Annotated in this window: 3 protein-coding genes; all 3 read left to right on the top strand. The window is 66.2% G+C overall.

The genetic code is table 11. The features are described 5' to 3' along the window. A partial coding sequence (locus Q8M82_RS08075; protein WP_305690853.1) for a gamma-glutamyltransferase occupies window positions 1-692 on the top strand: 692 nt, incomplete at its 5' end. A gap of 15 nt (window positions 693-707) precedes the next feature. Further along, window positions 708-1673, top strand: coding sequence for a 2-hydroxyacid dehydrogenase (locus Q8M82_RS08070; RefSeq protein ID WP_305690852.1), 966 nt, complete (start codon window positions 708-710; stop codon window positions 1671-1673). Between the two features lie 142 nt (window positions 1674-1815). Then, window positions 1816-3099: cbb3-type cytochrome c oxidase subunit I (locus tag Q8M82_RS08065; protein WP_305690851.1), on the top strand; the 1284-nt coding region annotated here is incomplete at its 3' end.

Genomic DNA, 3099 nt, shown 5'->3' with positions numbered 1-3099 from the left:
AGGTTCCAGTCGCCAGGCTGATCGACAAGGCCTATGCCGACGAACGCCGCGCGCTGATCGAGATGGACCGCGCCAAAAGCTGGAAGGCCGGTCTCTCGGGCGGTGAATCGGCCGACACCACCCATGTCACGGTCGCCGATGCGGACGGCAATGTCGTCACCGCGACGCAGACCATCAACGGCCTCTTCGGCGCCTGCACCCAGATTCCCGGCACGGGGATGCTGGCCAACAACTACATGTTCAATTTCGACCCGCATCCCGGCCGCGCGCTCTCGATCGCGCCCGGCAAGCGCGTCTTCACCTCGATGGCGCCGATGATCGTGCTGAAGGAGGGCAGGCTCGCCTTCGCGCTCGGCCTGCCGGGCGCGCTGCGCATTTTCCCCTCGGCGCTGCAGGCGATCGTCAACCTGATCGACCACGGGATGAGCCTGCAGGAGGCGGTCGAGGCGCCGCGCATCTGGACGGAAGGCGGCGTGCTCGAACTGGAGGAGGCCTTCCCCGAGACAGTGGCGGAGGCGCTGCGCGCGCGCGGCCATCGCATCGTTCGGATGCCGCGCATCGCCGGCGGCATGAACGCGATCCGCTTCGACGCCGACGGCATGCTCACCGGCGCCGCCTGCTGGCGCGCCGACGGCACGCCCGTCGCGGTCTCGGGCGGCCTCGCCCGCGCCGGCGCCCGCTTCACGATCTGACAACGGAACCAGACGATGACCGAGACCATCTGCCTCCTCGACATGACCACGCCGGCGCGCGCCGAGAAGCTTCGCGCCCTGCTGCCGCCGGGCTTCGTCCTGACCCATGGCACCGCCCGGGGCGACGAGCACATGAAGGAGATCATCGCGCAGGCCGACTACGCCATCTCCGGCCAGGTCGCCGTCTCCGGTGACGTCCTGCGCGCCGGCAGGAAGCTGAAGCTGCTGCACAAATGGGGCGTCGGCTACGACAACATCGACATCGCCACGGCGAAAGAACTCGGCATCAAGGTCGCCCGGACCACGGGCAGCAATGCGGTGCCCGTCGCCGAATTCGCGCTCGGGCTGATGATCTCGGCCCTGCGCTATATCGGCTACGGCCACGCCGAGCTGAAGAAGGGCCATTGGAGCACCGGCAGCCTGCCGGGCGAGACCTTCATGCTCTCGGGCAAGACCGTCGGCCTCATCGGCTTCGGCGCGATCGGCCAGAACGTCGCCAGGCTACTCCGGGGCTTCGGCTGCACCATCCTCTACAGCAAGCGCCACCCCCTGACGCCCGAGGAGGAAGCCGCGCTCGGCGTCCGCCATGCCAGCCTCGACGAGATCCTGGCGCAGGCGGACGTCGTCTCGCTGCACTGCCCGCTGACGCCCGAGACCACCAATCTGATCGGCCGCGAGGCTTTCGCGAAAATGAAGAAGACGGCTGTGCTCATCAATGTCGCGCGCGGCGGGGTCGTCGACGAATCGGCGCTGGTGATCGCGCTGCGCGACCGGGTGATCGCCGGCGCGGCGATGGACGTCTACGCGATCGAGCCGCTGCCGGCCGACAGCGAACTGCTGACGCTCGACAATCTCGTCGTCACGCCGCATCTCGCCGCGATGGCTGCGGACAATTTCGCCCCCACCGTGTCGCGCATGTTCGCCAACATCGCCCATGTTTCGCGCGGCGAGCCGGTGCCCGCCAAAGACCTCGTCGTCTGAGCAAAGACCTCTGCATCGAGGACTGCAAAACGCCGTCCACCGGCTGGCTTGATATCGATCAAAGCTAGCCGGCACCGCCCCCTCTAAGCCTCGCCCATGACAGCGCGCGCGAAAAGCGCCGCAGGGTGAGCAGGGGCTGGGCATGGCGACGACGGGCAATCCGATCCGACAGGCGACGACGGGCGAGTTGACGGGCATCGCGCTCGCCGCGGTGTCCTTTCTGGGACTGCTGCTGATCGCCGCGAAGACCGACCATGGCGCTTACGCCTTCCATGCCGCGGTCGGCATGGCGGCGGCTCTCGCCACGGTCTTTCTCATCGGCAATCGCTGCTTCAAGCCCGGCACCGGACCCGCACCGCAGGAGATCGACGGCCGGCCCAACTACAACATGGAACCGGTCAAGTTCGGCACCATCGCGGCGCTGTTCTGGGGGATCGCCGGCTTCACCGTCGGGCTGATCATCGCGCTCCAGCTGGCCTTTCCGATCCTGAACTTCGATCTGCCCTGGATCAATTTCGGACGCCTGCGCCCGCTGCACACCTCGGCGGTGATCTTCGCCTTCGGCGGCAACGTCCTGATCGCGACCTCGTTCTACGTCGTCCAGCGCACCTCGCGCGCAAGGCTGGCGGGCGACCTGTCGCCCTGGTTCGTGGTACTCGGCTACAACCTGTTCATCGTCATCGCCGGCACCGGCTACCTGCTCGGCATCACCCAGGGCAAGGAATACGCCGAGCCCGAATGGTATGCCGATCTCTGGCTGACGATCGTCTGGGTCGTCTATCTGCTGGTCTTCCTGATGACGCTGGCGAAGCGCAAGGAACCCCACATCTATGTGGCGAACTGGTTCTACCTCGCCTTCATCGTCACCATCGCGGTCCTGCATCTCGGCAACAACCTGGCGCTGCCGGTCTCGATCCTCTCGCCGAAGTCCTACATCGTCTGGTCGGGCGTGCAGGATGCCATGTTCCAGTGGTGGTACGGCCATAACGCGGTCGGCTTCTTCCTCACCGCCGGCTTCCTCGCGATCATGTATTACTTCGTGCCCAAGCGCGCGAACCGGCCGGTCTACAGCTACAGGCTCTCGATCATCCATTTCTGGGCGCTGATCTTCATCTATATCTGGGCCGGCCCCCACCACCTGCACTACACCGCCCTGCCCGACTGGGCGCAGACCTTGGGCATGACCTTCTCGATCATGCTCTGGATGCCCTCCTGGGGCGGCATGATCAACGGAATCATGACCCTCTCGGGCGCCTGGGACAAGCTGCGCACCGACCCCGTGCTGCGCCTGATGGTCGTCTCGCTCGCCTTCTACGGCATGTCGACCTTCGAGGGCCCGCTGATGTCGATCAAGGCGGTCAACTCGCTCTCGCACTATACGGATTGGACCATCGGGCACGTGCACTCGGGTGCTCTCGGCTGGGTG

The sequence above is a fragment of the Allobosea sp. genome (assembly GCF_030694325.1).
Lineage (GTDB): Bacteria > Pseudomonadota > Alphaproteobacteria > Rhizobiales > Beijerinckiaceae > Allobosea.
Note: the sequence above shows the minus strand (reverse complement) of the source record. Positions and strands in the feature narration are given on the sequence as shown.

Coding starts and splice junctions, on each gene's coding strand:
- Q8M82_RS08070 (WP_305690852.1), top strand. CDS start 708: ATGACCGAGACCATCTGCCTCCTCGACATGACCACGCCGGCGCGCGCC.